General features: G+C 71.1%; 17 protein-coding genes. 10 read left to right on the top strand and 7 right to left on the bottom strand.

Annotated features, from left to right (window positions below; all coding sequences use genetic code 11):
* Positions 1-68 precede the first annotated feature (68 nt).
* Positions 69-869, bottom strand: a complete 801-nt coding sequence (locus ACGFNP_RS35745) for a DUF3027 domain-containing protein (protein WP_214644265.1) — start codon at positions 867-869, stop codon at positions 69-71.
* Positions 870-1038: 169 nt separating this feature from the next.
* On the opposite strand from ACGFNP_RS35745, the gene ACGFNP_RS35750 reads away from it, so the two are divergent.
* On the top strand, positions 1039-2712 hold the full coding sequence (locus ACGFNP_RS35750; protein ID WP_393326205.1) for an MFS transporter: 1674 nt from the start codon (positions 1039-1041) through the stop codon (positions 2710-2712).
* On the opposite strand, the gene ACGFNP_RS35755 is transcribed toward ACGFNP_RS35750, so the two are convergent.
* Positions 2709-3104 carry a cold-shock protein gene (locus tag ACGFNP_RS35755; RefSeq protein ID WP_219527753.1) on the bottom strand — a complete coding sequence of 132 codons (396 nt, stop codon included), beginning with the start codon at positions 3102-3104 and terminating at the stop codon, positions 2709-2711. The two genes, ACGFNP_RS35750 and ACGFNP_RS35755, sit on opposite strands and share 4 nt — an antisense overlap.
* A 91-nt stretch (positions 3105-3195) precedes the next feature.
* Complete coding sequence (locus tag ACGFNP_RS35760; protein ID WP_393326209.1) at positions 3196-3816, bottom strand: HAD family hydrolase; 621 nt, start codon at positions 3814-3816, stop codon at positions 3196-3198.
* Between the two features lie 102 nt (positions 3817-3918).
* On the opposite strand from ACGFNP_RS35760, the gene ACGFNP_RS35765 reads away from it, so the two are divergent.
* Both ACGFNP_RS35765 and ACGFNP_RS35770 read left to right on the top strand, forming a co-directional pair.
* Complete coding sequence (locus ACGFNP_RS35765; RefSeq protein ID WP_358340370.1) at positions 3919-4356, top strand: hypothetical protein; 438 nt, start codon at positions 3919-3921, stop codon at positions 4354-4356.
* 35 nt (positions 4357-4391) lie between these two features.
* Positions 4392-5009, top strand: a complete 618-nt coding sequence (locus ACGFNP_RS35770) for a TetR/AcrR family transcriptional regulator (RefSeq protein ID WP_219527750.1) — start codon at positions 4392-4394, stop codon at positions 5007-5009.
* Between the two features lie 73 nt (positions 5010-5082).
* Here ACGFNP_RS35770 and ACGFNP_RS35775 read toward each other — a convergent pair whose 3' ends face one another.
* Positions 5083-6057, bottom strand: a complete 975-nt coding sequence (locus ACGFNP_RS35775) for a hypothetical protein (RefSeq protein ID WP_393326212.1) — start codon at positions 6055-6057, stop codon at positions 5083-5085.
* Positions 6058-6101: 44 nt separating this feature from the next.
* On the opposite strand from ACGFNP_RS35775, the gene ACGFNP_RS35780 reads away from it, so the two are divergent.
* Entirely contained in the window at positions 6102-8528 is a 2427-nt protein-coding gene (locus ACGFNP_RS35780) for a helicase-associated domain-containing protein (protein ID WP_393326215.1), read from the top strand.
* A 31-nt stretch (positions 8529-8559) separates the two neighbouring features.
* Entirely contained in the window at positions 8560-10038 is a 1479-nt protein-coding gene (locus ACGFNP_RS35785; RefSeq protein ID WP_393326218.1) for an AMP-binding protein, read from the top strand.
* Here ACGFNP_RS35785 and ACGFNP_RS35790 read toward each other — a convergent pair.
* Positions 10035-10967 (bottom strand): hypothetical protein, encoded by a 933-nt coding sequence (locus ACGFNP_RS35790; protein ID WP_393326221.1) that lies wholly within the window; start codon positions 10965-10967, stop codon positions 10035-10037. The genes ACGFNP_RS35785 and ACGFNP_RS35790 overlap by 4 nt on opposite strands.
* A 1-nt stretch (position 10968) precedes the next feature.
* Positions 10969-11469: a SigE family RNA polymerase sigma factor gene (locus ACGFNP_RS35795; protein WP_393326224.1), complete on the bottom strand. Its 501-nt coding sequence runs from the start codon at positions 11467-11469 to the stop codon at positions 10969-10971.
* A 126-nt stretch (positions 11470-11595) separates the two neighbouring features.
* Here ACGFNP_RS35795 and ACGFNP_RS35800 point away from each other — a divergent pair, with 126 nt between their 5' ends.
* Complete coding sequence (locus ACGFNP_RS35800) at positions 11596-11964, top strand: hypothetical protein (RefSeq protein WP_358340357.1); 369 nt, start codon at positions 11596-11598, stop codon at positions 11962-11964.
* Positions 11965-12026: 62 nt separating this feature from the next.
* Positions 12027-13679, top strand: a complete 1653-nt coding sequence (locus ACGFNP_RS35805) for a DNA repair helicase XPB (RefSeq protein ID WP_358340355.1) — start codon at positions 12027-12029, stop codon at positions 13677-13679.
* A gap of 215 nt (positions 13680-13894) precedes the next feature.
* Here ACGFNP_RS35805 and ACGFNP_RS35810 read toward each other — a convergent pair whose 3' ends face one another.
* Entirely contained in the window at positions 13895-14230 is a 336-nt protein-coding gene (locus ACGFNP_RS35810; RefSeq protein WP_358340353.1) for a hypothetical protein, read from the bottom strand.
* A gap of 112 nt (positions 14231-14342) precedes the next feature.
* On the opposite strand from ACGFNP_RS35810, the gene ACGFNP_RS35815 reads away from it, so the two are divergent.
* The 3 genes from ACGFNP_RS35815 to ACGFNP_RS35825 all read left to right on the top strand — a co-directional run bounded on the left by ACGFNP_RS35815 (position 14343) and on the right by ACGFNP_RS35825 (position 17380).
* Complete coding sequence (locus ACGFNP_RS35815) at positions 14343-16343, top strand: HelD family protein (RefSeq protein WP_393326228.1); 2001 nt, start codon at positions 14343-14345, stop codon at positions 16341-16343.
* Between the two features lie 75 nt (positions 16344-16418).
* Positions 16419-16949 (top strand): YbhB/YbcL family Raf kinase inhibitor-like protein, encoded by a 531-nt coding sequence (locus tag ACGFNP_RS35820; protein WP_358340349.1) that lies wholly within the window; start codon positions 16419-16421, stop codon positions 16947-16949.
* On the top strand, positions 16949-17380 hold the full coding sequence (locus tag ACGFNP_RS35825; RefSeq protein WP_393326231.1) for a GNAT family N-acetyltransferase: 432 nt from the start codon (positions 16949-16951) through the stop codon (positions 17378-17380). The genes ACGFNP_RS35820 and ACGFNP_RS35825 overlap by 1 nt, the downstream gene beginning before the upstream one ends.
* The last annotated feature ends 201 nt before the right edge of the window (positions 17381-17581 follow it).

Genomic DNA, 17581 nt, shown 5'->3' on the forward strand with positions numbered 1-17581 from the left:
CCGGCGCATGTCCGGGACCCACCGATGGGGGGCCACCGTAGGTTAGCGGCCCTCACCGACATTCGCGGTCAGGAGTGGCCGAGCTCCTCGGTGGCCGTTCCGTCGACGGAACCGGCCTCCTCCTCCATCAGGTCGAAGCCCATGTCGTCGAGGATGGGCAAGGCCTGCTCGACGGACGGCGGCATGACCGCCGCCTCCGAGTGGGCCCCGCAGCCGTGGTCGGCGGCGACCACCTTGCCGTCGTCGGGGGCGTACTCATTGGCGCAGACCCCGAACACCTGCCGGAGCCCACCCGCGAGCGGCCAGTAGAAACCACAGGTGGAACACTGCGCGGGTGCGGCGTGTGCGATCGGCGTATGCGGCCCGTGCTCGCCCGAGTGCCAGCGTCTGGCAGCGCGGTCCCTGCCGATGACCGAGAGCACACGTGCCCGGCCCAGGCCGTACTCGAAAATCGTCTGATGATCGGTCTCGTCGTCCGTTTTGGCGAAACCCGGCTCCAGCCGGTCGTCGTCCTCCGGGCTCGGCAGCAGGTCGCCGACGCCCAGGTCGCCGGGGCGCAGGCGCTCGCTCCAGGGCAGCCACTCAGGCGCGAGCAACGCTCCCGCCCCTGGCAGCAGGACGGCCTCGCTCACCGTGACGTTCTTCGCCCGCGAGGCGCGGGTCACGGTGACGGCCCAGCGCCAGCCGCGGTAGGCCCGGTCGAGACAGGCGAAGTAATGGGTGACGATGCGGTCGCCCTCGCCCTCGTAACCGAGGTGCTCACCCGGCTCGCCCGGCCGCGCGAGCTCCTCCGCGGCGGCGCGCGCCAGGTCCACCGCGGCGACGCACGCCTGGTCGGGCGGGGAGACGCGGGTCCGGGTGCGGGTCATCTGTCCGCCTCCGCCGCAAGGTGCTGTTGGCTCACACCTCATTCTCACCCATGGCCGGACCTGAAGGTGCCCACACCGACCATCCCGGACCCACTTGAGACTCATCAAACGCCCATCCCCGGGCGATCCGCCGCCGTGATGGAGCGCGGATCGGGTAAGACTGGTAAGCGTGCAAGGAGGCTGGGACGCCGCTCGCGAGATCTCGCGGCGCGTGGGGCGAGGGGTCGCCGACGCGGGCCGCGCCACCGCACGCGCCGGCCGAGCCACCGTACGCGCGGGAAAGGCGACCGCCGGCGGCACCGCGCGGGCGGGCAAGGCCACGGCCAGGGGGGCGCAGAAGGTCGGGCAGGCCACCCGCCGCCTCACCTACGCCAACGGCGCCGACCGCACCGGGCTCGGCCGCCTGATCGAGCTCACCGCCGGTCACAGCGGCGGCGACGCGCTGGTCACGGTCGCGCTGGCGAGCACCGTCTTCTTCGGCGTGCCCGTCGGCGAGGCCCGCGGGCCCGTGGCGCTCTACCTGGTCATCACGATGCTGCCGTTCGCCCTGCTGGCGCCGTTCGTGGGGCCGATACTCGACCGGTTCAGGTCGGGCCGCCGCTACGTCATGGCGGGCACGCTGTTCGGCCGCGGCCTGCTGTGCTTCGCGATGGCCGCCGCCGTGGGGCCCGGCGACCTGCCGACGCTGTTCGTCGGGGCCTTGGGCGTGCTGGTGCTGTCGAAGGCGTACAACGTGTCACGCGCGGCCATCATGCCGAGCGTGCTGCCCGCCGACATCACGCTGGTCTCGGCCAACGCCCGGGTGGCGCTGTTCTCGCTGGTCTCGGCGGGTGTGATGGTGCCGGTCGCCGCGGGCCTGACCGCGTGGCTGGGCAGCGCGGCGGTGCTGCGTACGGCGATGGTCGCCTTTCTCCTGATCGGCGTGCTCGCCGTACGGCTGCCGCGCCACGTCGACTCTCCCGAACTGGAGGAAGAGGAGGCGGGGGGCAGGCCGCTCCGCTGGCGGACCCTCCTGAACGTGGGCCCGGCGGTGGCCGAGGCGGTCTGGGCGAACGTGGCCATCCGCCTGTTCTCCGGCTTCCTGCTGTTCTTCCTGCTGTTCCTGGTGCAGGACAAGGGCGTGCCGTGGCTGACCGTACGCGATCCGTTCTTCGACATCCCCAAGACGATCGCGCTGCTCGCGGCGGCGGCCGGGCTGGGCGGCCTGGTCGGCGCGATGGTCGCGAACTGGACCCGCAACCACTCCCCGCAGCTCATCACGCTGCTGACGCTGGCCGTGACCGGCGCGACCACGATCGTGGCCGCGGTGTTCTTCGGCCTCTGGACCGCGGTCGCGGTCTCGCTCGTCACCGCGTTCGCGCAGGAGCTCGGCAAGCTCGCGCTGGACGCGATCGTGCAGCGGGAGATCGGCGAGGAGGTGCGCTCGTCCACGTTCGGCGTGGTCGAGGCGGTGCTGCAGCTCGCCTGGGTGTTCGGCGGGCTGGTCGGGCTGGTGCTGTCACTGGCCGAGAGCAGCGCGGCCGGGCTGATCACGCTGGCCGTGGCGCTGACAGGCGCGTTCGGCTGGCTGATCGTCCGCCGGCGTCAGCGGATCCGCGCGGCCAAACTCGGCGCTGGCGTCGGGGGCCAGGCCCAGGACCAAGGCGTACGGGACCTAGACGCGCGGGACCTTCAGGACCCCGACGAGCGGGACACCGATGTGCGCGACCAGGGCGCGTGGGACCAGGACGCGCAGGATCGGAGCGCTTGGGACCAGAGCGCGCGGAATCAGCGCGCTGACCGGCGGGATCAGCGCGTCGACACCATCGACTCGACCAAGCCGCTGACCAACCCCCACGGCTAGGCGTCGAGGTCGTCGGCCACCGCTCTGAGCACCTGAGCGATCTTCTTGGCGTGCGCCGCGTCCGGGTGCTTGCCCCGCTGGTAGGAGGTCGAGACGTCGTCGAGGAGCTTGATCAGGTCTTCGACGATGACCACCATCTCGTCCGGCTTCTTACGCTTGGCCTTGGGCTTGGGCTTGGCCAGCGTCGGCGGCTGCTCGAGGATCCGCACCGAGAGGGCCTGCTGGCCGCGGCGTCCTTCGGCCACGCCGAACTCGACCTTCTGGCCGGGCTTGAGCGGACCGGCGCCAGTGGGTAGCGCGGAGGAATGCACGAAGACCTCACCGCCGTCGTCGCGGGTGAGGAAGCCGAAACCCTTGTCGGCGTCGTACCACTTGACCTTGCCACTCGGCACAGGAGGAACCTCGTTCAAACAGTCGTAAAAGATGAATGGATGTAGGTTATGCCCCGCGAGGCTCGGTAGCGACCAGGAATATTCGTGGCATTTACCAGAGTTGGCCGGCCGAACGCCAACCGGCGAACCAGTCGGCGAATTCCGTCAGGTCCCCAAGCGCCACATCCGCTCCATGGTCCCGAAGTTCTCCCAGCGTGTAAGGCCCGGTCGCGACCGTCACGCTGACGGCTCCCCCGGCCCGCGCGGCCTCGATGTCCGCCACATGGTCACCAACATAGGCGGCGGCGCCGAAGCGCGCGAGTGCCGAACCCTTGTCCGCCCCGAAGACCGCCCCGACGACCTCGTCGACGGCGAGCCCGAGCAGCTCGACGGTGCTGGTCGCGTCACGCAGGTTCTTGCCGGTCACGACGATGATCCTGCCTCCTTGCGCGCGTACGGCCTCGATGGCCTCCGCGGCTCCGGCCATGGCCGTGTGCACCGGCACCCCGAGCTCCGGATAGATCTCCCGGAAAAGGCGCACCGCCTCGGGAATCGCCTCCAGCGGCAGCCAGTTCGCCAGCTCCTGTTCGAGCGGCGGGCCGAGTCTGGTGATGATCGCCTTGCTGTCGATGAGCACGCCGAGGCGCGCCGAAAGCTCGTCGTAGACGGCCGCGATGCCCGACCGTGTGTCCGCCAATGTCATGTCTAGGTCGAAACCCACCGATGTCTGCACAAGGTGGAGGATGCCAAACGAGTCCGCATTACGGGTAACGGGCCCTTGTTGTGGGACGGTTGGGAGTGGGAAGAAAGGAATTACTTATCGGGAGGAGTGGCCGTGACAGAGCCCCCCAAACCGCCGGAAGCGGGAGATCGGCTGGTCGCCGCCGCCAACCGGCCCAGTCCGCTGGAACGGCCCGTTTCGCTCACCCAGCCGCGCCCGCACCGGCCCGCACTGCCACGGCAGGTGACGGGACCGGTCAGGGTGTGGCGAGGCGTGGTGGCGTTCCTGGCCTCGGCCGTCCGGCTGGCGTCGCGGCTGGCCGCGCTGATTCTGGCGCTGTACGCGATCTTCACGGTGTTCAGGGCCAACCCGGCCAACATCTGGTACCAGTTCGTCGCCTCGCTCGCCTCGTCGTTGTCGGTGGGGCTGGCCAACCTGTTCCAGCTTGCCGACATACGGTGGACGACACTGGTCAACTACGGGCTCGCGGCGCTGGTGTGGCTGATCGTCGGCTCGGTCGTCGCGGGGCTGATCCGTCGCGCCGCGCCGTGACGGCTACGCTCCTTTACGGAGGTATCAGGAAAGACATGACCAGATCGACGCGTGAGCGGATCATCGACGAGGCTCTGCGGCTCTTCGCCGAGCGGGGCTACTCCGCCACTTCGGTGGCCGAGATCGAGGCCGCGTCAGGGCTCTCGCCGGGCGCCGGAGGGCTCTACAGGCACTTCAAGTCGAAGTACGAGGTGCTCTCCGCGGCGATCAACGAGCATGCCACGCGCACCCGTACGCAGGTGGCCGACAGCCTGGCCGAGCTCGGCGACATGGAGTCCTCGGCCGACCTGGAGGCGCGGCTCTCGCACCTGTGCCGGGCCGGGCTGGCCAAGGTACGCGAGGAGTCGGAGCTGACGCGGGTGTTCTTCCGCGACCTGAGCCAGTTCCCCGAGCTGGTGGCGGTGGTGCGCGAAGGGCTGCTGCAGCCCATGTTCGACGCCATCACGACCTGGTTCCGCGCCCAGCCCGAGTACGAGGACGCCAAGCTCGACTGGAACGGCATCGCGGCGGTGCTCGGTGGCTCCGTGGTGCACTACCGGCTGTTCCAGGAGACGGTCGGCGAGTCGCCGGGACACGCGGAGAAGGACCAGTTCGTCACCGCCTGGGTACGCCTGGCCGTCGGCCTGCTACCGAGCCCCGCCCCGGTCAGCTGACCCGGTCGCGCGCTCAGCCGACCAGGCCGCGGCCGGACGGCGCTGAGCCGATCCCCCCGATACCGGACAGCGCTCAGTCGGCTCCCAGCAGCCTGTAGGCCAGCCACGCCACGCCCAACGCTGTGCCGATCATGAACATCACGCCGCTGACGTCGAAGAACTGGACGACGAACGCCTGCACCCCCGGCTCGGCGCCCACCCGCAGGCCACCGACCAGCGCGCCGCCGAGCGTGTAGCCGAGCAGCGGCGCGCCGACCCCGATCACCCGGTCGCGCAGCGCCCAGCCCTCCGAGAACACCACCAGCAACGCGCCGAACGCCCACACCAGCACCGGCACCCGGAAGATCGCCACCGCCGGCAGGCCGAACGGGATCAGCAGCGCGGCCAGCACCAGGATCGCCATCGCCGCGGTCTCGCGCGGATACTCCTTGACGATGCTGGTGGCGTCCCGACCGCCGGTGGCCATCGGGTTCGCGCTGGACATGGCCGTCCGACGCAGCCCCGCGAACGGCAGGCCGCGTACGGGCCGCCCGGTCAGGCCGTCCTCCGCGCGAGGCCTCCCGATCAGCCGGTCCTCCGCGCGACGCCACCCGATCAGCCGGTCCTCCGCAAGGCGCCGGCCGAGCTGGACCCCCGGGGGCGGGGCCACGTCGTCGACGATCTTGGGGAAGAACGGCGTCGCTCCTCCGGCTCCCGCGACCCGCTCCGCCTTGGCCACAGCGCCCGGCGTCACGGTTCCCCGAGCGGCCCCGGGCGCGACCCTGGGCGCCGTTCCGGACGGGGTGCCCGGCGGGACACCGGACGCGGTGTCCGGCGCCGTCTCGGCCAGCCTGCGGGCCTCACGTTCGACCAGCGCCACCGGGTCGCCGAAGCGGGCGAGTAGCTTGACCACCTGGCGCGGGTTCTGGCTGCCCTGCCGTTCGACCTCGATCCTGGCCCGCAGCCGCTTGGCGAAGTCGAGCCGCTGGTCGGGTTTGAGCACGCCGTGAGCCGCGTCGGCGGCGGCGCTGACGTAGTTGAGTATGAGCTGGTCGGCTCGCTCAATCACGTGAGCCATGCTGCCCCAATCAGGGTGGACATACCATGGCAACGATGGAGTTCACGGAGTGGATCAGGGGGCGCACCGACGAGCAGCTGCGGGCGCTGGTCTCCGCGCGTCCCGAGCTGATCACCCCGGTGCCCGCGCATCTGGAGGGCCTCGCCGTACGGGCGGGCAGCCCTTCGGCGATCGGCCGGGCGCTCGACCGGCTCGACCGCTTCACGCTCGCCGTCCTCGAAACGCTGGCCGTCGCCGAGACACGCGCCACCGCCGCCGCCCATGCGGAAACAGCGCATACGGACGCGGCGCCCGCCGAGACACAGCCCGTAGGACCGCAGCCCGTACGACCGGAGCCCATCACGAAGGCCGCCCTGCGCGAGCTGATCCGTGGCGCGCTCGCGACCGGCAAGCCGGAGCCCGCGCTGTCGACGGCGCTCGACCACCTGCGCGACCTGGCCCTCGTCTACGGCCCCGACACCGCGCTCGGCCTGGCCCCCGGTGTGCGGAAGGTGCTCGACGACCCGGCGGGGCTCGGCCCCCCGGCGGTCGAGGCGTTCCGGCACCACGCGCCCGAGCAACTGGAGGAGATGGCCGACGACATCGCACCGGGCACCAAGGGCTCGGGCAAGGAACGTCTGGCCGCCGCCCTGATCCACCCCGGGAAGCTGATCGAGGAGGTCTCGCCCGAGGCCAGGGCGGCGCTCGACCAGCTCACCTGGGGGCCGCCGACGGGCCGGGTGCCCAACGCCAGGCGCGAGGTGCGGATCGCCTCCGCCCGCTCGCCCATCGATCAGCTGCTCGCCCGCGGCCTGCTGGCGGCGACGGGTGAGGAGAGCGTGGCCCTGCCCAGGGAGGTCGGCCTTCACCTGCGCAACGGCCTCGTACACCGCGACCTGTACGCCGTGCCCCCGGCCCTGGAAGGGGCCACACGGGACCAGAAGCTGGCCGACCGCACAGCGGCGGGGCAGGCGTTCACGTTCGTGCGGACGGTCGAGGAGCTGTGCGAGCGGTGGAGCGCCGAGCCGCCGGGCGTGCTGCGTACCGGCGGGCTGGGCGTACGCGATCTGAAGCGCACCGCGACCGAGCTGGACGTGCCCGAGTGGGCCGCCGCGCTGACCGTGGAGGTCGCGCACGCGGCCGGGCTGGTCGCGGCCGGCGGCAGCGTCGACGGCGAGTGGCTGCCGACCACCGGCTACGACCTGTGGCGGATCCGGCCGACCGCCGACCGGTGGGCGGCGCTGGCGGTCACCTGGCTACACACCGACCGCGTCCCCGGCCTGGTCGGCGAGCGCGACGACCGTGACCGGCCGCTCAACGCGCTGCACACCGACCTGCGCCGCTCGTCCGCGCCGGCCGTGAGGTCGGCGGCGCTGGGCGTGCTCGCGTCGGCGCCCGGTCTGGCGCCCACGCGCGCGTCGGTGTTCGATCGGCTGGCGTGGGAACAGCCGCGCCGCCGTGGGCCGCTGCGGGAGCAGTTGACGGAGTTCGCGCTGCGGGAGGCCGAGCAGGTCGGCGTCACCGGGCTCGGCGTGCTGTCGGGACACGGCCGGGCGCTGCTGGCCGGCGAGGACGCCGCCTCGGTGCTGGCGCCGCTGCTGCCCGAGCCGGTCGATCACGTGCTGCTCCAGGCCGACCTGACCGCCGTCGCGCCCGGTCCGCTCACCAGCGAGCTGAACCGCTGGATGACGCTGGCCGCCGATGTCGAGTCCAAGGGCGGCGCGACCGTCTACCGGTTCGGCGAGGGCTCGATCCGCCGCGCGCTCGACGCGGGCCAGGGGGCCGAGGAGCTGCTGGCCATGCTGGAGCGCCACTCGGCCACGCCGGTCCCGCAGGCGCTGTCGTACCTGGTCGCCGACGTGGCCCGCCGTCACGGGCGGATCAGGGTCGGCACCGCGAGTGCCTACGTCCGCTGCGACGACCCGGCCCTGCTCGACCAGATCTCCGCCGACCGGCGCTCGGCCGCGCTCCGCCTGCGCAGGCTGGCTCCGACGGTCATCGCCTCCCGCTCGTCGCGCGCCGCGCTGGTCGACGGGCTGCGGGCGATGGGGTACGCCCCGGTGGCCGAGTCGCTCGACGGCGATGTGATCATTTCCCAGCTCGACAAGAGGCGCACCGAGGGCCTGCCGCCGGCCCGGTCCGTGCCCCCGCCCAACGGCCTCGACGCCGAGGTGACGGCCGCCGCCGTACGGGCGCTGCGGGCGGGCGACGCGGCCCACCTGACGCGGCGCGAGCCCGCCGACGCCCCCGACGGCCAGATCCCGCGCGGCCCCGCGACCGCCACGATCTCGGCGCTGCAGGAGGCCATCAGGCAGGGCGTACGCGTGTGGATCGGCTACCTCGACTCCCAGGGCAACGCCACCTCGCGCATCCTGGAGCCCGCCCGGATGGAGGGCGGCTACCTGACGGCGTACGACGAGACCAGGGCCGCCGTCCACCGCTTCGCCCTCCATCGCATCACCGGGGTCGCCGACCTGTCTTGACGTCAGGTGTTGATCAGGCGAGGTTGGGACCGTGAGCGAGCTGACGTTGGGCCGGTTGGCCGAGGAGTCCTGGGGCAGGTTCGACGACTTCGACGCGGTCCATTACGAGGGGGTCTGGCACCGCGGCCACGCGCTGGCCGAGCGGGCGCGCAAGGTCTGCGGCGGGCTGGCCGAGGCGGGCGTACGGCCCGGCGACCGGGTCGTGGTGATGATGGCCAACTCGCCGGAGGTGGGCCTGATCTACCAGGCGATCTGGGCGGCCGGTGCGGTGGTGACGCCCGTGGTGTTCCTGGTGGGGGCCGAGGAGTTGCGGCACATCCTGGTCGACAGCGGCGCCACCGCCGTCGTCACCTCGCCCGAGCTGGTGGAGACGGTCCGGGCCACCGACGTACCGGTCCCGATATTTGTGGACACGGTGGAGTTGGAGCGGGCGGCCGAGCGGGGACCCGTCGAGCGGGACGCCACCGATCTGGCGGCGCTCATGTACACCGGAGGCACGACCGGCCTGGCCAAGGGCGTCATGCTGAGCCATCGGGGGCTCTGGCAGGTGGCCAAGGACGCCTACGAGATGTCCCATCAAGAGGGGAAAAATCGCGCGATAGTGCCGGTGCCTCTCTCCCACGCGTACGGGCTGATCCTCACGGTCGCCGGGATGCACGCCACGGATCCGCAGCAGGCGGTGCTGATGCGCTGGTTCGACCCGAAGGCGTTCCTGGAGCTGGCCGCCGCGCAGCGCGCCCAGTATGGGGCGGTCGTGCCCGCCATGCTCCAGATGCTGCTGGCCGAGCCTCTGGAGTCGCACCCCCTGCCCGACCTGGCCTTCCTCACCTGCGGCGCGGCGCCGCTCGGCAGGGAGACGCTGGAGGAGTTCGAGCGCCGGATGCCCGGCGTGCAGATACTCGAAGGCTACGGGATGACCGAGACCAGCGCCGTGACCACGTTCAACCCGCCGGGCCGGCGCCGGATCGGCAGCGTGGGCCTGCCGCTGCCCGGCTACACGATCACGATCCGCGACTCCTCGGGCGACAAGGCCGAGCCGGGGGACGTCGGGGAGATCTGCGTCAGCGGTGACTCGCTGATGCTCGGCTACTGGGGTGAGCACGCCACGGACCCCGCCGACACCGCGCTGACCGAGGGCGAGCTGCGTACCGGCGATCTAGGTTGCGTGGACGACGACGGCTACCTCTACGTCGTCGACAGGAAGAAGGACCTCATCATCCGCGGCGGGTTCAACGTCTTCCCGCGCGACGTCGAGGACGTGCTCAACGAGCACCCCGGCGTGGTGATGTCCGGCGTCGTGGGCCGTCCCGACCCGCGCGTCGGCGAGGAGGTCGTGGCTTTCGTGCAGCTCAAACCGGGCGCCACGGCCACCGCCGACGAGCTGATGACCTGGGCCCGTGACCGGGTCGGCCGGGTGAAGTATCCCCGTGAGGTGATGTTCGTCGACTCGATCCCGGTCACGAGCGTGCTCAAGCTCGACCGCAAGGCGCTGCGGTCGAGACTCGGCTAGTCGTCCTGGTCGATGGCTCCCGTCGACCCCCACGCGATGCCCTTGACCTCGCCCAGCGCCCGCCCGCCTGAGCCATAGGCGGTCACCTTGCTCAGCACGGCCGGGCGGTAGGCACCCTTCTTGTCGGGATACACCCGCGTCCGGCCGATGTAGAAGCCGTTCCGCACGTTGGCCGTCATCTTCCGCCCGTCCGCCCACTCGACCTCCACCCGGGTCGCCTGCGGAGCGACCCGACCGGCCACCACCAGGAAGTACGGGTCGCCGTCCCGACCCGGGTTGATCTCCGACTGCATCTGGCTGTCGTAGGCGTCGATGCTGAGCGCCCCGCGCAGGGCCAGCTTGCCGGGCGGGTCCTCGCCCCAGTAGGAGAAGATCGGGTCCGTCGGGTAGCTGACCAGCCGGATGCCCGGGGTGCACAGGACGAACCCCTTGCGGCTGCCGACCAGCCGCGTCACGCCCAGTTTGTCCTTGGCCTCCACGAGCCAGCGGTAGTCCTTGACGCCCCCGTACCTGGGCACCCGCTGGTTGCCGTCCATGCTGTGCACCGGACCACCCTTGGGCATGCAGTCCTCGACGGTCGCGAACTGCGCGATCGTGTTCCGCGGCAGGCCGGGGATGTCCGGGACGTACGCGGCGGGGGGCGTGCTCGTGAACCGCGCGCTCGCCGTCGGTGTGCTCACGGGTGTGCTCATGGGTGAGGTCGCGGGCGAGGTCGCGGGAGAGGTCACCATCTGGTCGTGCGTCCGCAGCGCCACCACCCCGATGGCCACCACAGAGGCCGCCGCCGCCATGGCCAGCCCCCATCTCGGCCACCGCAGCCGTGTCCGCCTCCGTAGGACACGCGTCAGCAGCAGCTCGGGATCCACGGGCCGGGCTCGGTCGGCCAGCCTGGTCAGGGCCTCGGCGACCGAACGTTCGTCGACTGGCATCTCAGGCCTCCAGATTGACGGGTTCGCCCACCAGCCCGCGCAGCCGCTTCACGGCCTGGTGGGTCTGGCTTCGTACGGTGCCGATCGAGCACCCCATGATCCTGGCGACGTCGGACTCCGGCAGATCCTCGAAGTAGCGCAGAACCAGCACGGCCCGCTTCTTGGCGGGCAGCCTGCGCAGCGCCTGTTCGAGCGTGAGCCGGTCGTCGACCTGCGCGGTGTCGTCGCCGGCGATCCGCTCGGGCGGCGTCTCGACCACGCGCTCGCGGCCCCAGCGCGGGCTGCGCCACCGGCCGACCTGCTCGTGGTACATGACTCGGCGGACGTACGCCTCAGGATCGCCCCTGATGCTCCGCCATCGGTCCGCGGTCTTGGCCAGCGCGCTCTGGAGCAGATCCTCCGCGGCGTGCTGGTCGCCGGTGAGCACGTACGCCAGACGAATGAGGCTGTCCGATCGCGTCGTGACGAACGCCGTGAAGACTCGTAGGTCGTCCGGGTGCAACACGCCTCCCTGCTCTGGGTCTCGCCCTCTAGAGACGTGTGAGAGGGTCCATATCTATGGCGAGACCGCAGACCTGGCCGGGCGCGTGGCCATTCCGTGATAAATGTTGACCTGTTGGGAGGTGGCATGAGCCAGCAAGATCCATCGGGCGAATATCCGTACCAGCCCTACGGCGCACCATACGGCCAGCAGCCGCCACCGCATCATGGCTACGGCTATGGCTACGGCTATCCCCCGCCGCCTCGGCCGTCCGAGGGGCCCAGGGCCACCGCCATCGTCGCGCTGGTGCTCAATCTGCTCGCGATCGTCAGCTGTTGCAACATCCTGGCCATCCCCGGAGCCGTCCTCGCGGGCCTGGCGCTCGGCCGGTCGAGCACGGAGCCGGCCAGTGCCAAGAACCTGCTCGTATGGAGCTGGGTCCTGTTCGGGGTGGGCTTCGCACTGACGCTCGGCACCTTCGTCTTCCTCGGCGTCAACGGCTACCTCGACGACTGATTACCTGTTCGGGGACTGTTCTTGCCGTCGCGAGTGTTGGATAGGCGTCAACCGTAGAAGGGATGTCCGTGAACGACGGCCCGCTCATCGTCCAGTCGGACAAGACGCTGCTCCTCGAAGTCGACCATGAGAACGCCGGCGACTGCCGCAAGGCCATCGCACCGTTCGCCGAGCTCGAGCGCGCCCCCGAACACGTGCACACCTACCGCGTCACCCCGCTGGCGCTGTGGAACGCGCGCGCGGCCGGGCACGACGCCGAGCAGGTCATCGACGCGCTGATCAGTTTCAGCCGCTACCCGGTGCCCCACGCGCTGCTGGTGGACATCGCCGAGACCATGGACCGCTACGGCCGGCTCAAGCTGGAGAAGGACCCGGTCAACGGCCTGGTCCTGACCTCCACCGACCGGGCCGTGCTCGAAGAGGTGCTGCGGTCCAAGAAGATCCAGCCCATGCTGGGCGAACGGCTCACCGGCGACTCGGTGGCCGTGCATCCGAGCGACCGCGGCAACGTCAAGCAGGCGCTGCTCAAGCTGGGCTGGCCCGCGGAGGACCTCGCGGGCTACGTCGACGGCGAGCACCACAAGATCGAGCTGGTGCAGGAGGGCTGGAGCCTGCGGCCCTACCAGCAGGACGCGGCCGACTCCTTCTGGCACGGCGGCTCCGGCGTGGTCGTGCTGCCCTGTGGGGCCGGCAAGACGATCGTCGGCGCGGCCGCGATGGCGCACGCCCAGGCCACCACGCTGATCCTGGTCACCAACACGGTGAGCGCCCACCAGTGGAAGCAGGAGCTGCTCAAGCGCACCTCGCTGACCGAGGACGAGATCGGCGAATACTCCGGCAGCAAGAAGGAGATCCGCCCGGTCACCATCGCCACCTACCAGGTGATGACGACCAGGCGGAAGGGCGTCTACAGCCATCTGGAGCTGTTCGACGCGCGCGACTGGGGCCTGGTCGTCTACGACGAGGTGCACCTGCTGCCCGCGCCGATCTTCCGGATGACCGCCGACCTGCAGGCCCGCAGGCGCGTCGGACTGACCGCGACGCTGGTGCGCGAGGACGGCCGCGAGGGCGACGTGTTCTCGCTGATCGGCCCCAAGCGCTATGACGCGCCCTGGAAGGAGATGGAGAACCAGGGCTGGATCGCCCCCGCCGACTGCGTGGAGGTCCGGGTCACCCTCACGGACGAGGAACGGCTGGCGTACGCGATGGCCGAGTCCGAGGAGCGCTACCGGTTCTGCGCCACCACACCGTCCAAGACCCGCGTGACCGAGGCGCTGGTCCGCCGGCACCTGGGCGAGCAGGTGCTGGTCATCGGCCAGTACATCGACCAGCTCGACGAGCTGGGCGAGCACCTCAACGCGCCGGTGATCAAGGGCGAGACCCGGATCAAGGAGCGCGAGCGGCTCTACCAGGCCTTCCGCGACAAGGAGATCCAGGTCCTGGTCGTGTCCAAGGTGGCGAACTTCTCCATCGACCTGCCCGAGGCGGCCGTGGCCATCCAGGTGTCGGGCACGTTCGGGTCGCGCCAGGAGGAGGCGCAGCGGCTCGGCCGGGTGCTGCGGCCCAAGGCCGACGGCGGAGGCGCCCGCTTCTACACGGTGGTCAGCAGGGACACGGTCGATCAGGAGTTCGCGGCGCACCGGCAGCGGTTCCTGGCCGAGCAGGGTTACGCGTACCAGATCATCGACGCCGACGACGTGCTCGGCGGCGTGTAAAGCTATGTGAGGCGAAGGCCCGGCCGCTCACCCTCCGAGCGGCCAGGCTCCGACGTCGATTACGTCCACGAGACTCCGCGGGCTGTCGACAATCGAACCACCCCCCTCACCAGCGTGCTATCGCCGCCGCACCTCTCAAGTAGCCAGCGACATACCCCCATGATCCGACAAATCCACCTGATATGCCCGAATTCTCGGTTATTGGCAGGTTGTCGTTATCTTGCCAGCATGCCGCCCAGGAAGAGCACCCCTTCGGCGGCGATCCAGGCGGCCACACTCACGCCCATGAATCGGGTGAACACCCGTGGATCGTTTCTGGCCGAGGGCGCCAACCAGGCGGCGGCCGTGCAGCAGGCGGCGGCCACGGCGAACAGCCCCGACACCGTCGAGACCGAATCGAGCCGTTGAGAGCAGTCCGACGCGGACTCGCCACCCGCGCAGAACGCCTCCAGCCCCCACCCCGCGAACACCGACAAGGCCCACAACGCCGCCAGCAGGAAGCTGGCGACCGTCGGAATGATCGGAGAGATACCGATCCGTACCCTTGCCACAGTCTCTCCCTACCCCGGGTAAATGCTGTGGAAGCCTGCCGAGCGCCCCACTAAACTGGTCGATTCGCTGCCTACACCACCTCCGTTACCTTGACCAGGGAGGCACTTCCGCATGCCCGCACACCAGTTGGCCCCCGACATACCCGCCGACGTCCTCGCCGCCGAGCAGGCCCATCTGGCCGAGTCGAGAGCCGCGCTGCAGGCCATGCGCCTGCACGCCCAATCACTGTCGGCCGACGCGGCCGGCGACTGGGTGTCGCAGCAGATTCTGCAGTCGCTGCTCGACAAGCGGGTGGCCGCGCTGGCCGACCACCCCGACACCCCGCTGTTCTTCGGCCGCCTCGACCGCTCGGCGGATGACGACCTGCCCGGCACGATCTACGTCGGCCGACGCCACGTGCACGACGGCACCAGCCGCCCGCTGGTGATCGACTGGCGCGCGCCGGTGTCCCGGGCGTTCTACCAGGCCAGCCCCGCCGATCCGATGAACGTCGCGCGGCGGCGCCGGTTCGGCTACCACGGCGGCCTGCTGACCGCGTTCGAGGACGAGCCGCTCGGCGAGGACGCCGACATCGGCCCCTCGAAGATCCTGACCGAGGAGATCGAGCGCCCGCGCACCGGCCCGATGCGCGACATCGTGGCCACGATCCAGCCCGACCAGGACGAGATCGTCCGTGCCACGCTCGCCCAGACCGTCTGCGTCCAGGGCGCGCCGGGCACCGGGAAGACCGCCGTCGGCCTGCACCGGGCCGCGTACCTGCTGTTCACCCACCGCGAGCGGCTGGCCAGGTCGGGCGTCATGATCGTCGGCCCCAACCGGGCCTTCCTGTCCTACATCTCCTCCGTGCTCCCCGCGCTCGGCGAGGTCAAGGTCGACCAGACCACGGTCGCGGGCCTGCTCGGCGAGCACGCCACGCCGGAGGACCCGATGGTGTCGGCGCTGAAGGGCGACGCCCGCATGGCCGCCGTGCTGGAGCGGGCGCTGTGGCTGCACATCGTGAAGCCGGAGGAGGGCGTCGTCTACAGCAAGGGCGCCTACCGCTTCCGGGTGGCCGACTACGAGGTACGCGAGATCGTCGCCTCGCTGCGCGGCACCACCCGCTACGGACCCGGCCGGGCGGCGCTGGCGCAGCGGCTCGCGCACATGGTGCTCGTACGCATGGAGCAGCGCGGGGAGTCGCCCGACGACCGGGTCCAGGATGCCGTGGCCAGGTCCAAGCCGGTCAAGCAGCTCGTCGACGCGGTCTGGCCCAAACTGGTGCCGCAGCAGGTTCTCTTCAAGCTCCTCTCGGACCCCGACTTCCTCGCGCGAGCCGCCAAGTCGGATCTGTCGCCCGAGGAGCAGCAGGAGCTGCTCTGGCGCAAGCCGTACCGAGGCTGGAAGTCCGCGAAGTGGTCGGCGGCCGACGCCGCGCTGCTCGACGAGCTCGGCGACCTGATCGAACGCACGCCCTCGCTCGGCCACCTGGTCGTCGACGAGGCGCAGGACCTGTCGGAGATGCAGCTGCGCGCGCTCGGCCGGCGCTGCCGCAACGGCTCGGCCACCGTGCTCGGCGATCTCGCCCAGGGCACCACCCCGTGGTCCACCAGCTCGTGGGAGACCGTGCTCAGGCATCTGGGCCAGGACGGGGGCGAGGTCACCGAGCTGACGCTGGGCTTCCGCGTGCCGCGCGAGGTGCTCGACTACGCCGCCCGCCTGCTGCCGTCGATCGCCCCGGCGCTGGCTCCGCCGCGCTCGCTGCGTCCCGGCGTGGGCTCGCTGTCGGTACGCCCCGGCGGCGCGGTCGCCGACGCGGCGCGCGAGGCCCTGGCCCGGGAGGGCTCGATCGGCGTGATCGTGCCCGACACGCTGGTGGAGGAGGTGTCGAGGCAGCTCGACGGGCTCGCCCACGCCGTGCTCGACCCCGACACGACCGAGGAGCACCGGCTGCTGATCGTCCCGGCGACGCTGGCCAAGGGCCTGGAGTATGACCACGTGATCGTCGTCGAGCCGGCCGACATCGTGGCGGCCGAGCCCCGCGGCCTGGCCAGGCTGTACGTGGTGCTCACCCGCGCGGTCACCTCGCTCACCGTCCTGCACGGGAAGGCACTGCCCGCCCAGCTGACCGCCTGACCGCGAGCGGGCCCGGCCTCTCCCGAGCTCCTAGGATGGCGAGGGTAGTGGAGGATCTCAACCAAGGAGGACGCCGTGCCCGCACCGCTTCCACACGAACACCTGCCGTCGGTCCCCGCGCTCACGGTCCAGAGCAACGACATCACGGACGGGGAGAGGCTGGGAGACCTCCACGTCTTCAATGACTGGGGCATGACCGGACAGAACCTGTCACCTCACCTGCAGTGGTCCGGCGCCCCGGCCGAGACCCAGAGCTACGCCGTGACCTGCTACGACCCCGACGCGCCCACGGGCAGCGGGTTCTGGCACTGGGTGCTCTTCGACATCCCGGCCTCCGTCACCGAGCTCCCCACGGGCGCGGGCACCGCCCCCGAGTTCAAGGGCCTGCCCGCGGGGGCGACCCACGCGCGCAACGACTACGGCAGTAAGGAGTACGGCGGCGCCGCTCCCCCGCCCGGCGACCCGCACCGCTACGTCTACACGGTGCACGCGCTGGGTGTGGCGGAGCTGGGCGTCCCCAGTGACGCCAGCCCGGCGGTGGTCGGCTTCAACATCACCGCCAACACGCTCGCGCGCGGCCACATCGTCGCCCACTTCGGCGTGTGATGGCCGTCGATTCTGGACTGAAGATCCGCTACGCCGAGCTCGGCGACGTGCCCGCGGTGCTCGACTTCTGGCTCCTGGCCGCCGAGGGCACCGACCGGCGCGACTCGCCCGACAAGGTGGTCGCGCTGATCGAACGCGACCCGGAGGCTCTGCTCATCGCCGAGCTCGACGGGCAGCTGGCAGGCACGCTCATCGCGGGCTGGGACGGCTGGCGGGCGCACCTCTACCGCCTGGCCGTCCACCCGTCCCACCGCCGCAAGGGCATCGCCACCACGCTCCTGGCCGCGGCCGAGGCCCGCATCACCGCCTTCGGCGCCTTCCGCGCCGACGCGATGGTTCTGGACTCCAACGTCTCCGCCCAGGGGGCCTGGTCGGCCGCGGGCTACACACCGCAGCCCGAATGGTCGCGCTGGGTCAAACCCCTCAAGTAGTCATTCGCCGCAGAAAACACAGACCGGCCCGGGCAACACGCGCCCGGGCCGGTCTGATGAAAAGCGACCTTAGAAGTCCATGTCTCCGCCACCCGGCATGGCCGGAGCGGCAGGGTTCTTCTCGGGCTTCTCGGCGATGACCGCCTCGGTGGTGAGGAAGAGCGCCGCGATGGAAGCGGCGTTCTGCAGCGCCGAGCGCGT

The organism is Nonomuraea sp. NPDC049269, from assembly GCF_043197155.1.
GTDB lineage: Bacteria > Actinomycetota > Actinomycetes > Streptosporangiales > Streptosporangiaceae > Nonomuraea.